16 protein-coding genes are annotated in these 17965 nt (G+C 65.7%); 11 read left to right on the forward strand and 5 right to left on the reverse strand.

Annotated features, from left to right (window positions below; all coding sequences use genetic code 11):
- From AAG799_RS16830 to AAG799_RS16870, 9 genes are all read left to right on the forward strand, one after another.
- The coding region (locus AAG799_RS16830; RefSeq protein ID WP_341897829.1) for a gamma-glutamyltransferase at positions 1-1197 on the forward strand (1197 nt) is incomplete at its 5' end.
- A 2-nt stretch (positions 1198-1199) separates the two neighbouring features.
- Entirely contained in the window at positions 1200-1919 is a 720-nt protein-coding gene (locus tag AAG799_RS16835) for a DUF1028 domain-containing protein (RefSeq protein WP_341897830.1), read from the forward strand.
- Positions 1919-2887 (forward strand): ABC transporter ATP-binding protein, encoded by a 969-nt coding sequence (locus AAG799_RS16840; RefSeq protein WP_341897831.1) that lies wholly within the window; start codon positions 1919-1921, stop codon positions 2885-2887. Before AAG799_RS16835 ends, AAG799_RS16840 begins: the two co-directional genes overlap by 1 nt.
- Complete coding sequence (locus AAG799_RS16845) at positions 2884-3960, forward strand: ABC transporter ATP-binding protein (RefSeq protein WP_341897832.1); 1077 nt, start codon at positions 2884-2886, stop codon at positions 3958-3960. Before AAG799_RS16840 ends, AAG799_RS16845 begins: the two co-directional genes overlap by 4 nt.
- A 14-nt stretch (positions 3961-3974) precedes the next feature.
- Positions 3975-5495 (forward strand): ABC transporter substrate-binding protein, encoded by a 1521-nt coding sequence (locus tag AAG799_RS16850; RefSeq protein ID WP_341897833.1) that lies wholly within the window; start codon positions 3975-3977, stop codon positions 5493-5495.
- 56 nt (positions 5496-5551) lie between these two features.
- Positions 5552-6493, forward strand: coding sequence for an ABC transporter permease (locus tag AAG799_RS16855; protein WP_341897834.1), 942 nt, complete (start codon positions 5552-5554; stop codon positions 6491-6493).
- Positions 6490-7386 (forward strand): ABC transporter permease, encoded by an 897-nt coding sequence (locus AAG799_RS16860; RefSeq protein ID WP_341897835.1) that lies wholly within the window; start codon positions 6490-6492, stop codon positions 7384-7386. The genes AAG799_RS16855 and AAG799_RS16860 overlap by 4 nt, the downstream gene beginning before the upstream one ends.
- A 66-nt stretch (positions 7387-7452) precedes the next feature.
- A complete protein-coding gene (locus AAG799_RS16865; RefSeq protein ID WP_341897836.1) occupies positions 7453-7938 on the forward strand; it encodes a cupin domain-containing protein in 486 nt (161 codons plus the stop codon).
- Between the two features lie 16 nt (positions 7939-7954).
- Positions 7955-8863, forward strand: coding sequence for a DMT family transporter (locus AAG799_RS16870; protein WP_341897837.1), 909 nt, complete (start codon positions 7955-7957; stop codon positions 8861-8863).
- On the opposite strand, the gene recJ is transcribed toward AAG799_RS16870, so the two are convergent.
- The 5 genes from recJ to AAG799_RS16895 all read right to left on the reverse strand — a co-directional run bounded on the left by recJ (position 8860) and on the right by AAG799_RS16895 (position 15311).
- A complete protein-coding gene (gene recJ, locus AAG799_RS16875; protein ID WP_341897838.1) occupies positions 8860-10659 on the reverse strand; it encodes a single-stranded-DNA-specific exonuclease RecJ in 1800 nt (599 codons plus the stop codon). The genes AAG799_RS16870 and recJ overlap by 4 nt on opposite strands.
- Positions 10660-10661: 2 nt before the next feature.
- Positions 10662-11630, reverse strand: coding sequence for a class II fructose-bisphosphatase (glpX, locus tag AAG799_RS16880; protein ID WP_341897844.1), 969 nt, complete (start codon positions 11628-11630; stop codon positions 10662-10664).
- Between the two features lie 80 nt (positions 11631-11710).
- On the reverse strand, positions 11711-13030 hold the full coding sequence (locus tag AAG799_RS16885) for a homoserine dehydrogenase (protein ID WP_341897839.1): 1320 nt from the start codon (positions 13028-13030) through the stop codon (positions 11711-11713).
- On the reverse strand, positions 13023-14243 hold the full coding sequence (locus AAG799_RS16890; RefSeq protein WP_341897840.1) for an LL-diaminopimelate aminotransferase: 1221 nt from the start codon (positions 14241-14243) through the stop codon (positions 13023-13025). Before AAG799_RS16890 ends, AAG799_RS16885 begins: the two co-directional genes overlap by 8 nt.
- Before the next feature lie 114 nt (positions 14244-14357).
- Positions 14358-15311 (reverse strand): hypothetical protein, encoded by a 954-nt coding sequence (locus AAG799_RS16895; protein ID WP_341897841.1) that lies wholly within the window; start codon positions 15309-15311, stop codon positions 14358-14360.
- A gap of 163 nt (positions 15312-15474) precedes the next feature.
- On the opposite strand from AAG799_RS16895, the gene phaC reads away from it, so the two are divergent.
- Both phaC and AAG799_RS16905 read left to right on the forward strand, forming a co-directional pair.
- Positions 15475-17322: a class I poly(R)-hydroxyalkanoic acid synthase gene (gene phaC / locus AAG799_RS16900; RefSeq protein WP_341897842.1), complete on the forward strand. Its 1848-nt coding sequence runs from the start codon at positions 15475-15477 to the stop codon at positions 17320-17322.
- 143 nt (positions 17323-17465) lie between these two features.
- A partial coding sequence (locus tag AAG799_RS16905) for a muconolactone Delta-isomerase family protein (RefSeq protein WP_341897843.1) occupies positions 17466-17965 on the forward strand: 500 nt, incomplete at its 3' end.

Consider the following 17965-nt stretch of genomic DNA (forward strand, 5'->3'; position numbering starts at 1 on the left):
AGCCGCGAGCAGAAGATCGAAGCGGCGCGCCGCGCCTGGCGCGAGGGCTTCGTCGCCGAGGCGATCGATACATTCAGCACCGGCACCGAAGCCATGGATGCCTCCGGCCGCCGCCATCGCGGCGTGCTGAGCGGCAACGACATGGCCAAGTGGCAGGCGCATATCGAAGCGCCGCTGACCTATGACTACCAGGACTGGACGGTGGCGAAATGCGGCCCCTGGAGCCAGGGCCCGGCCTTCCTGCAGCAGCTCGCCATCCTCAAGCATTTCGATCTCTCCAGCATGGACCCGGCGGGCCCGGATTTCGTCCACACGCTGGTCGAGGCCTCCAAGCTGGCCTTCGCCGACCGCGAGGCCTGGTATGGCGATCCCGATCATGTGGATGTGCCGATGGCCGCCCTGCTCTCGGATGCCTATAACGCTGAGCGCGCAAAACTGATCGGCGCCACGGCGTCGCTGGAGCTGCGGCCCGGCGACCCGGTCGGCAAGGGCGCGAAACTCACCTCGATCAAGGCCGGCGAGGCCGGCGGTGTCGGCGTTGGCGAACCCACCGTGGGGCGTCTGGCCGGCAGCGACGGCAAGGTGACGATGCGCGGCGCCGCCAGCGGCGACACCTGCCATGTCGATGTGATCGACCGCTGGGGCAACATGGTGTCGGCCACGCCGTCGGGCGGCTGGCTGCAGTCCTCGCCGCTGATCCCCGACCTGGGTTTCTGCCTCGGCACACGGGCGCAGATGTTCTGGCTCGAAGAGGGCCTGCCCAATTCGCTCAAGCCTGGCAAGCGGCCGCGCACCACGCTGTCGCCGTCGATGGCGCTGCGCGACGGCAAGCCGGCGCTGGCCTTTGGCACGCCCGGTGGCGACCAGCAGGACCAGTGGTCGCCGCAGATGTTCCTCAAAGTCGTGCATCACGGCATGAACCTGCAGGAAGCCATCGACAGCCCGGCCTGGCACAGCGAGCATTTCCCCTCCTCCTTCTATCCGCGCGCCGCCAAGCCCGGCCATCTCGGCCTCGAGGCCCGCTTCCCGAAGGACACCATCGAGGCGCTGAAGGCGCGTGGCCACAAGGTGGAAACCGGCGGTGACTGGTCGGAAGGCCGCCTCACCGCCTGCGGTACCACCGAGACACCCGAAGGCACGCTGCTGACCGCCGGCGCCAATCCGCGCGGCATGCAGGGCTACGCGGTAGGTCGCTGAGCATGACGTGGTCGATTGTCGCCCGCGATCCTGCCACCGGCGCCTTCGGTGTTGCCGTCACCACCAAGTTCTTCGCCGTCGGCGCGCTCTGCCCGCATGCGAAAAGCGGCAGCGGCGCGCTGGCGACCCAGGCGCTGATCAATCCCACCTGGGGGCCGCGCGGGCTGGCCATGCTGGCCGATGGCCTGCCGGCAGCCGATGTCGTGCGCCAGCTGGTGGCCTCCGATGACGGCCGCGCCGCACGCCAGTTGCATGTGGTCGACCGCGCCGGGAATACGGCTGCCCATACCGGCGACGGCTGCATCGACTGGTGCGGCCACAGGACCGGCACGGGCTTTTCGGTTGCGGGCAACATGCTGGCCGGCGCCGGCGTGGTGGACGCCACCTTTGCGTCTTTCGCGGCCAGCACCAAGACGCTGGCCGAACGCTTCCTCGATGCACTGGATGCCGGACAGGCCGAGGGCGGCGACAAGCGCGGTAAGCAGTCGGCCGCGCTGATCATCTTCACGGGTGAGGATTATCCGGCGCTGTCGCTGCGGGTCGACGACCATGCCGAACCGCTGGACGAGTTGCGCCGGCTGTACACGGTGTCGCGTGGCCGCGCCGCGGCGTTTTCCAAATTCTATGCCACCCGCGACAATCCGAGCGGCATCTGGGATCGCAGCGTGATCGAGGCGGAAGTGCAGCGCCTCGAAACACAACAGCGCGCGGAGCTGCGCTGATGGCCCTGCTCGAAGTCGCAGACCTGCGCACCCATTTCAACACCGAGGGTGGTGAGTTCCGCGCCGTCGACGGCGTCAGCTTCACCGTCGATTCCGGCAAGACACTGGGCATCGTCGGCGAAAGCGGCTGCGGCAAGTCGGTCACCTCGCTCACCGTGATGGGCCTGCTGCCCAGCCGCGGCGCCCACATCGCCAGCGGCAGCATCACCTTCGCCGGCCATGACCTGCGGCATATGCCGGCCGATGCGCTGCGCGATCTGCGCGGCAACCGGCTGGCGATGATCTTCCAGGAGCCGATGACCTCGCTGAACCCGGCCTTCACCATCGGCGACCAGATCATGGAAGGCCTGGTGCGGCACAAGGGCCTGAGCGGCGCCGAGGCGCGCGAGCAGGCGATTGCCATGCTGCGCAAGGTGAAGATTCCGGCACCGGAAAAGCGCATCGACGATTATCCGCACCAGCTGTCGGGCGGCATGCGCCAGCGCGCCATGATCGCCATGGCGCTGGCCTGCGGGCCGGAACTGCTGATTGCCGACGAGCCGACCACGGCGCTGGATGTGACAGTGCAGGCGCAGATCCTCGATCTGCTGCGCGAGCTGCAGCGCGATCTGGGCACCGCCATCATGCTGATCAGCCACGACATGGGCGTGATCGCCGAAATGGCCGACCATGTCGCGGTGATGTATGCCGGCCGCATCGTGGAACAGGCGCCGGTCGAGATGCTGTTCGACGCGCCGCAGCACCCCTACACCATCGGCCTGCTGGGCTCGATCCCGCGGCTGGATCACACCAAGGAACGGCTGGCGGCCATCGAGGGCAGCGTACCCGATCCGATGGACCCGCCGCCGGGCTGCCGCTTCAGCCCGCGCTGCCCGTTTGTCGAGGATCAGTGCCGCGCTGCCGCCCCTGACCTGCGCGATGTGCTGCCCGGTCATGCCGTGGCCTGCTGGAAGGCGCCCCTGCTATGAGCAACCTTCTGGAAGTGCGTGGCCTGACCAAGCAGTTCACCGCCAAGACCAACTGGTTCGGCCGTCCGATCAGCCATGTCTCGGCCGTCGACAATGTCAGCTTCGATCTCAAGCCGGGCGAGACGCTGAGCCTGGTGGGTGAGTCCGGCTGCGGCAAGTCGACCACCGGCCGGCTGCTGCTGCGCCTGATCGACCCCACCGCCGGCAGCATCAAATTCGATGGCCGCGACATCACCCATCTGACCGGCACGGCGTTGCGCGACCTGCGCCGCGAGATGCAGCTGGTGTTCCAGGACCCCTATGCCTCGCTCAATCCGCGCATGACGGTGGGCGACATCCTGGCCGAACCGCTGATGCTGCATGGCCTGGTGCCGCCGGGCAAACGCAAGGCGCGGGTGGAGGAACTGCTCAGCCTGGTCGGCCTGCGGGCCAGCCATGCGCGGCGCTATCCGCATGAATTCTCCGGCGGCCAGCGCCAGCGGGTCGGCATTGCCCGCGCCCTGGCTGTCGAGCCCAACCTGATCGTCTGCGACGAGGCCGTGTCGGCGCTGGATGTCTCGGTGCAGGCGCAAGTGCTGAACCTGCTGAAGGATCTGCAGGCCCGGCTCGGCATCGCCATGGTGTTCATCGCCCATGACCTTGCGGTGGTGCGGCATATCTCGCAGCGCATTGCCGTGATGTATCTGGGAAACATTGTCGAGGTGGCGCCGGCCGCCGAACTGTTTGCCAATCCGCAGCATCCCTATACCCGGGCGCTGCTCTCGGCCATTCCGGTGCCGCAGCCCAACGTGACGCGCCAGCGCATGATCCTGTCGGGCGATGTGCCGAGCCCGATCGACCCGCCGCCGGGCTGCCGCTTCAACACCCGCTGCCCGTTTGCCATCGATCTGTGCCGCCAGCAGGTGCCCGCCACCGAGCAGACCACCGCCGGCCACAGCGTCGCCTGCCATCGCTGGCGCGAGCTGCCCGTGGCCGCGCCGCTGCCGGCCGAAAGCGACACCGCCGGCGCCGCGCGGCTCGCCCGCCTGCAGGCCCGTTTCGTCGACACTGCATCCCGTGTATCGCAACCATAACAGGAGAGGCTGACATGATGAGGAAGACCACTTGGGCGGCGCTGGCCGCGGTATTGCTGCTGGGCACCGGCGGGCTTGCCACCGGCGCCTCGGCCCAGACGCTGAAATTCGGCCTGGCGGAAGATCCCGATGTCCTCGATCCCACCATGGCGCGCACCTTTGTCGGCCGCATCGTCTTCTCGGCGCTGTGCGACAAGCTGGTGGATATCACGCCGGACCTGAAGGTGGTGCCGCAGCTGGCGACCGAATGGAGCTGGTCGGCCGACAACAAGGCGCTGACCATGAAGCTGCGCCCGAATGTCAGCTTCCATGATGGCGAAAAGCTCGATGCCGAAGCGGTGAAATACAATATCGAGCGCCACAAGACCATGCAGGGCTCGCAGCGCCGCGGCGAACTGTCGGCCGTGACCTCGGTGGATGTCGTCGATCCGCTGACTGTGCGCCTCAACACCGCGGCGCCGTTTGCCCCGCTGCTCGCCACGCTGACCGACCGCGCCGGCATGATGATCTCGCCCAAGGCCGGCAAGGCACTGGGTGACAAGTTCGGCACCGCACCGGTCTGCGCCGGTCCGTTCAAGTTCGTCGAGCGTATCGCCCAGGACCGCATCGTGGTCGAGAAGTTCGATGGCTACTGGAACAAGGCCAATGTGAATTTCTCGCGCATCGAGTTCCGCCCCTTCATCGATGCCACCGTGCGCCTCGCCAATCTACGCTCCGGCCAACTTGACTTCATCGAGCGGCTGTCGGCCACCGACGCCGGCGCCGTGCAGAAGGACAACAAGCTGAAGCTCGTCTCGGTCACCGAGATCGGCTATTACGGCATCACCATCAATATCGGCAAGAGCGACATGGCCAAGACCTCGGCCCTCGGCTCCAACCCGAAGATCCGTGAAGCCTTCGAGCTGTCGCTGGATCGCAACGGCATCAACAAGGTGGTGTTCGACGGCCTCGCCACGCCGGGCAACCAGTGGGTCGCGCCGAACAATCCCGCCTATGCCAAGTCGGTGCCGATCCCGAAGCGCGATGTCGCCAAGGCCAAGCAGCTGCTGAAGGAAGCCGGCAATCCGAACCCGGTGGTCAACCTGGTGACGCCGACCACCACCGATGCCAGCAAGCTGGCCCAGGTGGTGCAGGTGATGGCCAAGGAAGCGGGCTTTGACGTGCGCATCAAGGCCACCGAATTCGCCACCTCGCTGAACATGGCCGATAAGGGCGATTTCGAGGCCTATATCCTGGCCTGGAGCGGCCGCCCCGATCCGGATGGCAATCTCTATAGCTTCCACGCCTGCAAGCAGCCGCTGAACTATGCCGGCCTGTGCAATCCGGCACTGGACGAGATCCTGAACGACAGCCGCCTGACCACCAACGTGGCCGAGCGTCAGGCCGCCTGGGAGAAAGCCGCCAAGATCGTCAATGCCGAGCGGCCGATCATCTATCTGCTGCATCGCAAGTGGCTCTATGCCCATAACGCCAAGCTGACCGGCTTCAAGGAATATCCCGATGGCCTGGTCCGCTTTGCCGGCATGAAGATGTAAGTCCCGGGGTTGCGGGATCACCTCCCGCAACCCCTCCTCTTTTTTCGTAAAGCCCCATGATCCGCTTCCTGTTCCGACGCATCGCCATCCTGCTGCCGACACTGCTGTTCGTGTCGATCATCATCTTCGGGCTGCAGCAACTTCTGCCCGGCGACCCGGCGATTGCCATGGCCGGCGAGGAACGCGATCCGCAGGCGATTGCCGAGGTGCGGGCCAAGTACAATCTCGACAAGCCGATCTGGGTGCAGTACGGCCTGTGGATCGGCGGCATCCTGCAGGGCGATTTCGGAGAATCAATCCGCATCCAGCTGCCGGTGTCGCAGCTGCTGCTGGAAAAGCTGCCGGTCACCATCGAACTGGCGATCCTCTCCATGCTGGTCGCGCTCGTCATCGGTCTTCCGGCCGGCGTCATTTCCGCATTGCATAACGGCCGCTGGCCGGATTACGTCGCCAACATCATCGGGCTGTGGGGCCTGTCGACGCCGAATTTCTGGCTCGGCATCATGATGATCCTGTTCTTCTCGGTCGAACTCGGCTGGCTGCCGGCCTCTGGCTATGTCTCGCCGACCGAAGACCTCTGGGCCAACCTGCAGGCGATGATCATGCCGGCCTTCGTGCTGGGCACCGGCATCGCCGCTGTCTTCATGCGCCATACCCGCAGCGCCATGCTGCAGGTGCTGGCCAGCGACTATATCCGCACCGCACGCGCCAAGGGCCTGTATGAACGCGTGGTGATCGGCAAGCATGCCTTCCGCAATGCCGCCGTGCCGGTGATTACCCTGGGCGCACTGGAATTCGGCCAGCTGCTGTCGGGTGCCGTGCTGACCGAACAGATTTTCTCCATCCCCGGTTTCGGCAAGCTGATCGTCGATGCCGTGTTCAACCGCGACTATGCCGTGGTTCAGGGTGTCGTGCTGTGCACGGCCACGGCCTATATCCTGCTGAACCTGCTGGCCGATATCGCCTACTTCCTGGTCAATCCGAGGCTGCGCACATGACCGCCGTTGAGTCCGTCATGCTGCCCGCCGCAGCCCCCAAGCCTGCCGCCGAGGAAAGCCCGGCGCGCCGCGCCTTCCGCCGCCTGCTGCGGCGCAAGGGTGCCGTGGTCGGTCTGGTGGTGGTGCTCACCTTCATCAGCTTCGCGCTGCTGGCAAATGTCATTGCCCCCTACAGCCCGGTCGAGGCCGACTGGAGTGCCCTGCGCGGCGCTCCGACGCCGGAACATCCCTTCGGCGGCGACGAACTGGGTCGCGACGTGCTGTCGCGGGTGATCCATGGCGCCCAGGCCTCGCTGTTTGCCGGCGTCGTCTCGGTTTTCCTGGCGATGCTGATTGGCATTCCGGTCGGGCTGCTTTCTGGCTACGCAGGGGGACTCGTGGATGGGTTCATCATGCGCTTCACCGATGCCATGCTGGCGGTGCCCTTCCTGATCCTGGCGATTGCCATGGCCGCCTTCCTAGGTCCCAGCCTGACCAATGCGATGATCGCCATCGGCATCGCCGCCGCCCCCATCTTCGTGCGGCTGACGCGTGCGCAGGTGCAGGCGGTGAAGATGGAAGACTATGTCGAGGCGGCGCGGGCGGTGGGCAATTCACCACTGCGCATCGCGTTTCGCCATATCCTGCCCAATATCTGGCCGGCGCTGATGGTGCAGGCCACGCTGACCATCGCCTCGGCCATCATCGCCGAAGCCAGCCTGTCCTTCCTCGGTCTGGGCCAGCAGCCGCCGGAGCCGAGTTGGGGCAGCATGCTGAACACCGCCAAGGATTACATGACGGACGCGCCCTGGATGGCGGTGTATCCCGGCATCTCGATCTTCATCGTCGTGCTGTCGTTCAACCTGCTGGGCGACGGCCTGCGCGACGCGCTCGATCCGCGCCATCGGGAGTAGCCCGACTCTTGCCGTAACGGCGGGCAGCCCCTACCATCCTCTGCATACAGTTTCTGGAGGATCGTCATGGGTCAGGATCATCATCACCATACCGACTGGAAGCATGACGGCGTGCGGGTGATTCCGGCCGACAAGCTGGACCCGACCTCCGCGGGGCAGACCACCGGCATGAACCGCGCCACCGCGATCAATTTCGCCCGTGCCGGCGCGCAGAAGATCTGGGCCGGCACCGTGCATATCCATGCCAATGCCAAGACCGGCGCGCATCATCACGGCGACCTGGAAAGCGTGATCTACGTGGTGAAGGGCAAGGCACGCATGCGCTGGGGCAACAACCTGGAATTCGTGGCCGAAGCCGGACCGGGCGATTTCATCTTCGTGCCGCCCTATGTGCCGCACCAGGAAATCAATGCCAGCAGCGACGAGACACTGGAATGCGTGCTGGTGCGCTCGGGCCAGGACCCGGTGGTGGTCAACCTGGATATCGAGCCGGTCGAAAAGCCGGACAATGTGCTCTGGGTCGATCCGATCCACGCCGCACCCAAGACGTAACCGGCACATATCCAGCATGCTTTACGACCGGCTGTTTGGCACCGGCAACCGGCGAGGCATCGTTTCCTTTTCGCTGGCCATCTTTCTCTTCGTCCTCAACGAGGCGCTGTGCAAGCTGGTCTATGGCAATGTACCGGCCAGCCAGATCCTGGCCGTGCGCGGCCTGATCGCCACCGCCATCATCCTCGCCATCGCCCATCTGCTGGGCGCCACCCGCCGGATCGCCGTGCTGCTGGACAGGCGGGTCGTGGCCCGCAGCGGAATCGACCTGCTCGGCAGCTACGCCTATATGGTTGCCCTGTTCCATATGCCGATCGCCAATATGACCGCGATCAACATGGCCTCGCCGCTGATGATGACTGCCGTGGTGGCGGTGGTGCTGCACGAACCGGTCGGCTGGCGCCGCTGGAGTGCCATTGTCGCCGGGTTTTTCGGCGTGCTGCTGGTGGTGCAGCCGCAGGCGAGCAATTTCAACGCCTACTCCATCCTCGGCGTCGGCGCCGTCACCTGTATCGTGCTGCGCGACCTGGTGACGCGACGCATCGACGCGGCCATACCTTCGATCATGGTGACGCTGACCAATGTGGGCATGATGGCCGCAGTGGCACTCGCTTTCGCCCTGGCCGAGGGCTGGGTGGCGATGGCCTGGGACGATTTCGGCTTCCTGGCGGTGGCGGCGCTGTTCATCGCGGCCGGCTACCAGCTCGCCGTCGATGCCTTCCGCCATGCCGAGGTGCCAGTGATCGTGCCGCTGCGCTATACCGGCCTGCTCTGGGCCCTGCTGCTGGGTTATCTGGTCTGGGGCGATGTGCCCAATGCCCTGGCCACCGCCGGTATCGTGCTGATCGTGGCCAGCGGGCTGTATGTGCTGCACCGAGAGCGCGTGCGCGGCAGGACCGTGCAGCCGGTCGACCCGCAGCCTTAAAGACCCGGCTGCGCGGCGTCCTCCAGCACGAACTGCACGCGCTTTTCGCCGCGCCAGTGATTGGTGCGCAGATGGCCGCCGATATGCAGCGCCGAACCGGTCTGGCGCGCCTGCATCAGCGCCGGGCCGAGATCGGCCTCGACCGAGCGGAAGGCAATCGCGGCAAGTCGCGCGCCGCTGCCATCGCCTGCCGTGATCAGGCAGCGCACATGTTTCTCGCCCACCACATCGGCCTGCACCACGCGCGCACCGGCCAGCGCAAAGCGCGGTTCCGGGTTGCCGGAGCCATAGGGGCCGAGTAGCTCCAGCTTGTCGCAAAGTTCGGCATTGGCGCCGCCGATGCCGAGCGCACCATCGAAGCCCATCGAGGCCGAGGCGCCGGCCTTCTCCACTGCCGGTGCCAAACGCTCATTCAGGAAGGCCTTCAGCTCGTTCAGCTTGGCAGTTTCCACCGTCAGGCCGGCTGCCATGGCATGGCCGCCGCCATTGACCAGCAGGCCGGCCTGGCCGGCCGCCACCACGGCGGCACCGAGATCGACCCCGGGGATCGAGCGTCCCGAGCCCTTGCCGAGACCGTTTTCATCCAGCGCGATGACAAAGCTCGGCCGGCCGGCCGCCTCGCGCACGCGGGCGGCGACAATGCCGATCACGCCGGGATGCCAGCCCTGTCGCGCCACCAGCGCCAGCGCCGCCGTATCGGGCACATGCTCCAGCTCCTGCATGGCCTCCAGCAGCACGCCGGCCTCGATGTCCTGACGCTCGCGATTGTACCGATCCAGTTCACCGGCAATCTGCGCGGCAAGGCGCGCATCGTCGGTGGAGAGCAGCCGCGTACCCAGATCGGCCTGGCCGACGCGACCACCGGCATTGACGCGCGGCCCGAGCAGGAAACCGAGATGATAGGCGCCGGGCGGTTCGGCCACGCCGGCGATATCGGCCAGCGCCGCCATGCCGACATTGCTGCGCCCGCGCAGGATCTTCAGCCCCTGGCCGACCAGCGCGCGATTCAGCCCGGTGAGCGGCACCACGTCGCAGACGGTGCCGAGCGCCACCAGATCGAGCCAGCCCATCAGGTTCGGCTCCGGGCGATCAGCCGTGTAATAGCCCTTGGCGCGCAGGCGGCGGTTGATCGCCACCACCAGCAGGAAGGTGACGCCGACAGCGGCCAACTGGCCGAAGCCCGGCGTTTCATCGAGACGATTGGGATTGACCACGGCAAGCGCCCGCGGCAGTTCCGGCTCGGCCAGGTGATGATCGGCGACGATCACTTCGAGGCCGACACTGGCGGCCTCTTCCAGCGGTGCAAAAGCCAGCGTGCCGCAATCGACGGTGACAACGACCTTCACGCCTTCCTGCGCCAGCCGGCGCAGAGCCGGCGCATTGGGGCCGTAGCCTTCCTTCAGGCGGTCGGGGATATAGACGCGCAGCTCGCGGCCCACCGATGTGAAAAAGCGGTTCAGCAGCGCGGTTGAGGTGGCGCCATCCACATCATAGTCGCCGAACACCGCCACGGCTTCGTTGCCGATGATGGCATCGGCCAGCCGCTCGGCCGCCGCATCCATGTCGCGAAAACGCGAGGGATCGGGCAGCAGGCGACGCAGCGACGGATTGAGATGGTCTTCCAGTTCCTCCAGACCGATGCCGCGGCCGGCCAGTACGCGGCCGAGGATTTCGGGCAGGCCGGCCTGCTGGGCTAGAGCGAGTGCCAGCCGGTCATCGGTGTTGCGCAGGCGCCAGCGCCGGCCACCGATAGAACGGGTCACGCCCAGAAACGCAGGCGCGGAATCGGTCAGCATGGTCAACTCTGGTGTGGCGGTCGGATCACTGCCGCGATGCGGCGGATCGTGCCAGTCTGCGAGCGCATGACAATCGAATTGACCATGAAGCCGCCGGGCACGCGCTTGACGCCATGCAGCAGCGAGCCGTCGGTGACACCGGTGGCGGCAAAGATCACATCGCCCGAGGCCAGGTCGGCCAGGCTGTATTTGCGGTCGAATTTCTCGATGCCGAGCCGCCGCGCGCGGCTGCGCTCGTCTTCGTTGCGGAACAGCAGGCGGGCCTGCATCTGGCCGCCGATGCAGCGTAATGCAGCAGCCGCCAGCACGCCTTCCGGCGCGCCGCCCGAGCCCATGTAGATGTCGACGCCGGTGGCCGGATCGGTGGTGGCGATGATGCCGGCGACGTCGCCATCGGAAATCAGTGCCACGCGCGCACCGGTGGCGCGCACCTGCTGGATCAGGTCGGCATGACGCGGCCGGTCGAGGATGCAGACGGTGAGTTCCGACACCGCGATGCCCTTGGCCGCTGCCAGCCGGTTCATGTTCTCGGCCGGTGCAGCATCGAGATCGACGACATTGTCGGGCAGGCCGCCACCGACGGCGATCTTGTCCATATACACGTCAGGCGCATTGAGGAAGCAACCGGCATTGGCGAAGGCGATCACGGTGAGCGCGTTGCTGCCGCCCTTGGCGGTGGCCGAGGTGCCCTCCAGCGGATCGAGCGCGATGTCGATGCGTGGTCCCTTGCCGGTGCCGACCTTCTCGCCGATATACAGCATCGGCGTGGAATCGCGCTCACCCTCGCCGATCACGATGGTGCCGTCGATGGTGAGATCGTTCAGCGCCGTGCGCATGGCATCGACGGCGGCCTGGTCGGCCGCCATCTCGTCGCCCAGGCCGGCCAGCTTGGCAGCGGCAATCGCGGCAGCTTCGGTGACGCGCACCACCTCCAGCGTGAGGTTGCGTTCGACCGAGATGCTGTCAACCACACCGGTCGGTGTCGCGGCTGCCGGCTTTTCAGCCTTGGCTTTTTTCACGCTTGCCGTCTTGCCTGCCGCCAAGGTGTGCCTCAGAGCGGTTCGATGCGGATCAGCGCCGGCGCCTGCAGCACCGAACGCAGTTTGCCGATCTTTTTCATCGCCCGCGCCATATCGGCCTCGCGGGCCTCATGGCTGATCAGCATGACGGCGACCGGCTGGTTCTCGGCTTCCGAGCGGCCACGCTGCACCAGGCTCTCGATCGAGATCTTCTCGTCGCGCAGCACGGCGGAGACATCGGCCAGCACACCCGGCTGGTCGCGCACGATCAGGCGGATGTAATAGCGACCGACATAGCCATCCATCGGCGCGGCCTTCAGCGGCTGCAGCTTGGTGGTCGGGACGCCGAAAGGATGCAGGCGACGGCCGGCGGCCAGATCGGCCAGATCGGCCACCACGGCAGAGGCGGTCGGGTTGCTGCCGGCACCGCGACCCTCGAACATCATGCGGCCGACATAATCGCCTTCGGCGGCGACCGCGTTGAACACGCCATCGACATGGGCAATCGGCGTATCCGCCGGCACCATGCAGGGATGCACGCGCTGCTCAATGCCGCGCGGCGTGCGGCGGGCAATCGCCAGCAGCTTGATGCGGTAGCCAAATTCCTTGGCAAAGGCGATATCGACGGCAGAGACCTGGCGGATGCCTTCGACATGCACGGCCTTGAAATCGACCTGGGTGTTGAAGGCCAGCGAGGTGAGCACGGCGAGCTTGTGCGCGGCATCGATGCCATCGACATCGAAGCTCGGATCGGCCTCGGCATAGCCCAGCGCCTGGGCTTCCTTCAGCACCACGCCGAAATCGCGGCCGGTCTGGCGCATCTCGGTCAGGATGTAGTTGCAGGTGCCATTGAGGATGCCGGTGATGCGCTCGATGCGGTTGCCGACCAGGCCCTCGCGCAGGGCCTTGAGGATCGGGATGCCGCCGGCGACGGCAGCCTCGAAAGCCAGCGGCGCGTCTTTCGCTTCCGCCATTGCGGCAATGCGGGTGCCATGCATGGCCAGCATCGCCTTGTTGGCGGTGACCACGCCCTTGCCGGCCTTGAGCGCGGCCTCGACCAGCGCACGCGCCTTGCCATCGGCGCCGCCGATCAGTTCGACCACGACTTCGACTTCCGGGTCTTTCACCAGATCAAGCGCATCGGCATACCAGCGCCAGGTCCCCTTGGGCATGTCGCGCTTCTTGCGCTTGTCGCGGGCTGAAACGGCCACCACCTTGATCGGGCGGCCGGCGCGCGCCGCCAGCATACCGGCATGCTGGTCCAGCAGCCGCACCACGCCGGCGCCGACAACGCCCAGACCCGCGATACCGACTTTCAGCGGCGGGGCCGACTTCACATAAGCCTTAACCATTGGCAACTGCCTTATTGGCCTGATCGGGGAGATTGGACGGCGACGCGAGCAGTTTCTTGATGTTCTTCACCGCCTGCCGCGTGCGGTGCTCGTTCTCGACAAAGGCCAGACGCACGAAATTGTCGCCATGTTCGCCGAAGCCGATGCCCGGCGCGACGGCGACCTCGGCCTCGCGCAGCAGCAGCTTGGAGAATTCGACCGAGCCCAGATGCGCATAGCGTTCCGGGATCGGCGCCCAGCAGAACATCGAGGCATTCGGCATCGGAATGTCCCAGCCGGCCGCCTGCAGCCCCTTCACCAGCACGTCGCGGCGCGACTTGTAGGTCTGGCGGATTTCCTCGACGCAGTCCTGCGGACCGTTCAGCGCAGCGGTGGCCGCCACCTGGATCGGCGTGAAGGCGCCGTAATCGAGATACGACTTCACGCGGGCGAGCGCGCCCACCAGCGTGGCATTACCGGCACCGAAGCCGATGCGCCAGCCCGGCATGTTGTAGGTCTTGGACAGCGAGGTGAACTCGATGGCGACATCGCGCGCGCCCTTCACCTGCAGGATCGATGGCGGCGGATTGCCGTCGAAATAGATTTCCGAATAGGCCAGGTCGGAGATGACCCACATGCCGCGCTTCTTGGCGAAATCGACGATCTCTTCATAGAAGCCGAGATCGACGGTCATCGCGGTCGGGTTGGCCGGGAAGCTGACGATCAGGGCGATCGGCTTGGGCACGCTGTGCTGGTAGGCACGGTCCAGGCCGGCGATGAAATCGATGCCCGGGCCGATGGCGACCGAGCGCACATTGGCGCCGGCGATCACGAAGCCGAAGGCATGCATCGGATAGCTCGGGTTCGGCACCAGCACGGTATCGCCCGGCGCCGAGATCGCCATGGCGAGATTGGCCAGGCCTTCCTTGGAGCCCAGCGTGACGATGGCTTCCTTTTCCGGGTCGAGTTCGACGCCGAAGCGGCGGCCATAGTAATTCGACAGCGCCTTGCGCAGGCCGGGAACGCCGCGGCTGGAGGAATAGCGGTGGGCCTTGGGGTTCTGCGCGGCTTCCACCAGCTTGGCGACAATATGCGGCGGGGTCGCGTTGTCGGGGTTGCCCATGCCGAAATCGATGATGTCCTCGCCGCGGGCTCGTGCGGCGGCCTTCATACGGTTCACTTCCTCGAACACGTAGGGCGGCAGGCGCTTGATGCGGTAGAACTCGGTATCCATGATCCTCGGGTCCACTGTGAAGTACTGATGTGACGGATAAAAGAAGGCCTTAATTACGCGAAAGCGCGGCAGCTTTTCGCCCCGCGCCTCCGCCGCCGGTCTGCTGAAATCTGTTTAGTTCACGATATAGATTTCAGCCCGGCGGCTATAGTCATCGGTAGTGCCTGCGGCATAGGAGGCCGGCGGCGGTGCGGTGGTGGCAGTCGTCTGTGCCGCGCCGTTCTTGCGCAGCTCGGCCAGTACATTGTCGGTGCGACGCTGCGCCAGACCAGTGGCTGCCGGGGCGGCATAGGTCACGATCTTCAGGCTGCCCTTGCCGCCGACGCCCTTGTAATACTCGGCCACCTGCTTGATCAGCGCCTTGTCGTCGTTGCCAAGACCGCTGGCGCCATTGCCGAAGCGCACGATGGCAAGCAGCTGCTGCGCACCGGGCAGCGCGACCGGGCTGTAGCCCCCGGCCTGCGGCTGGGCCAGGCTCGCCGGCAGGGTATTGGCACCGGACTGCGCCAGGCTCTGGGCATAGCTGTCGTTGGTGATCGCACGGCCGGCCGGCTGCATCGGGGTCTGGGTCATCTGACCGGGCGCCACAGCCTGCACACCCGAACGCTGCTGCATCTGGGCGGCCGGCTCGGTCGCCCCGCGCGGCAGCGGCGGCTGGTTAGCCCCCGGCAGCTGGGTCACCGGCGCGCGCGGCGACGGCGGCGGGGTGTTGCTGTCGGCCGGGCGGGCGCGCAGCTCTTCATCGGTATAGCGGGCATTGGCGCGGTCGGCGGCCAGACTGTCGACCGCCTGGCGGCGTTCGCTGTTCGGCGACATTTCCACCGGGCGGGGCGGAACCCGCGCCAGATTGGGGAAGCGGTCGGCATTGGCGCCGGCATCCCGGGCCATATTGCCGCTGGGAACCGGGGCCGCGGCCTCGTCGTCGCCAAACCAGTCGCTGGGATCCGCCCAGGTGCCGCAACCGGCCAGACCCAGCATGGCGACCAGCAGGGCCGCGGCGGTCGCACCGCGCAGCCCAAGCCCGCCTCGCATCGATGTGCTGGCGGAAATCTTGCCGATCCGAACCATTCGCTCTCCCCTCAACTCGCAAAACCGACCTATCGCCCATCGCCGGCCTGTCGGCCTTGCAGGGCGATTCCCTATCCCGTAACCTCAATTCGTAGCGTGAAAATCCGGCCGAAAACCGGAATCGCGCCGCGAGGAAACGGGCCCCGAGAATAAGGACTGTCGGATGGCGAAGCAACCGGACAGTGGCAAACCGGACTCTGACGTCAAACTGCCCGATCCGGCCGTCTGGGCCCGGAACTGGGCCAAGATCACCGAGCAGAGCCAGAAAATGGTCGCCGAGTTCGCCGCCAAGCAGCAGCCCGAGCCCGGCGCCCCCCCGTCTGCCCCCCTTAAGGCCCCGGGGAACCCCGATCCGCTGAATATCGGCGGCGCTTTCATGGAAATCGCCGCCAAACTGATGGCCGACCCGGCCAAACTGGCCGAGGCCCAGACCAAGCTGTGGCAGGACTACGCCACGTTGTGGGCCAATACCACCGACCGCTTCCTGGGCCGCGATGCCACCCCGCTGGTGCAGCCCGACAAGGGCGACAAGCGCTTCAAGGATCCGGCCTGGCAGGACAGCGCCCTGTTCGACTACTTCAAGCAGTCCTACCTGCTGACCGCGCGCTGGCTGCAGAGCACCGTGCAGCAGGCCGAGGGCGTCGACCCCAAGGTGGCCCGCAAGGCCGAATTCTATGCCAAGCAGTTCATCGACGCGCTGTCGCCGTCGAATTTCGCGCTGACCAACCCCGAGGTGGTGCGCGCCACCATCGACAGCAACGGCGAGAATCTGGTCAAGGGCCTGCAGAACCTGCTGGAGGATCTCGAGCGCGGCAAGGGCAAGCTGAACGTCAAGATGGTGGATGCCAAGGCCTTTACCGTGGGCGAGACCATCGCCACCACGCCGGGCCAGGTGATCTATCAGAACGACCTGATGCAGCTGCTGCAGTTCGAGCCGACCACCAAGCAGGTGTATCGCCGGCCGCTGTTCATCGTGCCGCCCTGGATCAACAAATATTACATCCTCGACCTGAAGCCGCAGAATTCCTTCATCCGCTGGATGGTCGACAAGGGCTATACCGTCTTTGTCGTGTCGTGGAACCAGCCCGACGAAAGCACGGTCGACAAGACCTTCGAGAGCTACATGCGCGAAGGCATCCTCGACGGCCTCGATGCGGTGAAAAAGGCCACCGGCGAGGACGAGGTCACCGCCATCGGCTATTGCATCGGCGGCACCCTGATGGCTTCCACGCTGGCCTGGATGGCGCAGAAAAAGGATACCCGCATCAAGGCGGTGACCTTCTTCGCCGCCCAGGTGGATTTCTCCGATGCCGGCGAACTCAGCGTCTTCACCGATGAAGACACGCTGAACTACCTGGAAAACCTGATGTCGGAAAAGGGCTATCTCGATGGCGGCGAGATGGCGAATACCTTCAACATGCTGCGCGCCAACGACCTGATCTGGTCATTCGTGGTCAACAACTACCTGCTGGGCAAGGAACCCTTCCCCTTCGACTTGCTGTACTGGAATTCCGACTGCACGCGCATGCCGGCCAAGATGCACGGCTTCTATCTGCGCAACATGTATCAGAAGAACCTGCTGTCGCAGCCGGGCCAGCTCGAACTGGCCGGCGAGAAACTGGACCTGCGCAAGATCAAGATTCCGGTCTACCTGCAGGCCAGCCGCGAGGACCATATCGCGCCCTATCGCTCGGTCTACAAGGCGACGCAGCTCTATGGCGGGCCGGTGCGCTTCCTGATGGCCGGCTCGGGGCATATCGCGGGCGTGATCAACCATCCCGATGCCAAGAAATACCAGCACTGGCGCAACGAGACCGACACCAATCCGGCCAATGTGGAAGACTGGATCAAGGGCGCCAAGGAATATCCCGGCTCCTGGTGGGACGACTGGGATGCCTGGCTGTCGGAGAAATCCGGCGAGAAGGTGCCGGCGCGCAAGCCGGGCGACGGCAAGCTCAAGGTGATCGAGCCGGCGCCGGGCAGTTATGTGAAAAAACGGATCGTGGATTAGGCCATACCCGTCATCCCGGCCAAGCGACGCAGTTGCGTCGCGCGAGCCGGGATCCCATTTTTACTCCCGACATTAAAACTGGATCCCGGGTCTGCGCTGCGCTCCGCCCGGGATGACGGATAGGAAAACAGAGGAAAAAAGAAATGCTCGCACTCGTCGACGTCACCTTCAATTTCTCCACGCTGGGCGACAAGGCGCAGCAGCTGGTGCGCGCCGAATGGGACGAGGAAGAGCGGCTGCTCGCCAAGGGCCAGTTTGTGGGCATCTGGCGCAAGGCCAACGGCATGGGCACGATGTTCATCCTCGACATGCCGAACAACGAGGCGCTGGGCAACCAGGTGCGCGCCATGCCGCTGTATCCGTATTTCACCAACGTAACCGTCACGCCGCTGATCAGCCATCCGAATTTCCCGCAATTCGCCCGCGGCGCCGCCACGCACGAAAAGCCGGATACAAAGCCCAAGCCCGACAGCAACCTGTTCCTCTGCGACGTGCGGATCGAATACCTGCGCGCCGGCGAAAAGTTCAAGGAGCTGGTGCAGGCCGAATGGCGCGAGTCCGAGGCGATGCTGGCCAAGCGGCAACTCGTTGGCATCTGGCGCCGCGCCAATGCGCTCGGCACGTTTGTGCTGTGGAACCTGCC

This window comes from Ferrovibrio terrae (assembly GCF_943371255.1).
Taxonomy (GTDB): Bacteria; Pseudomonadota; Alphaproteobacteria; order Ferrovibrionales; family Ferrovibrionaceae; genus Ferrovibrio; species Ferrovibrio terrae_B.